We start from the raw sequence: 1,044 nt of genomic DNA on the forward strand, positions 1-1,044 counted from the left end.
CGCCCAAACGCTCCAGGCTTGGGGATCCGAGCGCTGCATTCCGGTGGAGGTGATCCCGGAGGCGAAACTGAACGGGGAACGGGTGAGCAGCTCTCGCATTCGAGCTGCCTTGGCGACTGGGGAGGTGTCCACCGCCGAAGCGCTCTTGGGTCGTCCTTACCGGCTAACGGGAGAAGTGGTGCAAGGGGATCAGCGGGGCCGACAACTGGGCTTTCCCACCGCCAACCTCCGCTTGCCTCCGGAGAAGTTTTTGCCCCGCGATGGGGTGTACAGCGTTTGGGTGGATGTGCCTGCTGCTGCGGCAGCTCTACCTGGGGTGATGAACATTGGCCATCGGCCCACGTTTGCCGGTTTACAGCACACCGTCGAGGTGCATCTATTGGATTGGACAGGAGATCTCTACGGGCAAGAGGTGCGGGTGGCGCTACGGGGCTTTATCCGCCCAGAGCGGAGATTTCCCACGGTGGCAGATTTGATTCAGCAAATTCAGCAAGATTGCCAAACAGCCCGCCAGCAATTGGGCTTGGCCGAGCAAGTGGGTATGGTCTAAAGAGATCTACCTCCTTTCTGAAGAGAGCTCGCAAGCGCCAAGGCTCACCCAGGCGCTGGTGCCATCTCGCCAGTATTCTTTTTTCCAGATGGGGGCGTTGTGCTTGAGGGTGTCGATGGCAAATTGGCAGGCAGCAAACCCTTCGGCCCGATGAGGGGTGCCCACCGCCACCAAGACGCTGATCTCGCCAATGCGCAGCTTGCCGATGCGGTGGTGGATGACCACACTGTTGGCATCTGGCCAGCGCTGCTGAATTTGTCGGGCAATATCGGCGAAGACCTTCAGAGCCATGGGCTCGTAGGCTTGGTATTCCAGGTAATCGACAGGGCGGCCATTGGTGTTGTCTCGAACGGTACCGCTCATCACCACCACAGCTCCATTGCCCGGATGGGAGGCCTCTTGGTGGACACGGTCGATGGACAGGGGAGCCAGGGTGATCTGGAAGGAAGTCTTCAGGACGGTCAGGAGCATGACTCTAGTCAATAATAAGCTCA

Annotated in this window: 2 protein-coding genes; one reads left to right on the top strand and one right to left on the bottom strand. The window is 59.3% G+C overall.

Annotation, left to right across the window (positions count from 1 at the left end; all coding sequences use genetic code 11):
- The coding region (gene ribF, locus NW856_RS10365) for a riboflavin biosynthesis protein RibF (RefSeq protein ID WP_414400154.1) at positions 1-550 on the top strand (550 nt) is incomplete at its 5' end.
- 6 nt (positions 551-556) lie between these two features.
- Here the strand turns inward: ribF and NW856_RS10370 are convergent.
- On the bottom strand, positions 557-1,044 hold a 488-nt coding region (locus NW856_RS10370; RefSeq protein WP_414400155.1), incomplete at its 5' end, for a molybdenum cofactor biosynthesis protein MoaE.

It is taken from the genome of Synechococcus sp. R3-13 (assembly GCF_047462195.1).
In the GTDB taxonomy this organism is placed as follows: Bacteria; Cyanobacteriota; Cyanobacteriia; order Thermostichales; family Thermostichaceae; genus Thermostichus.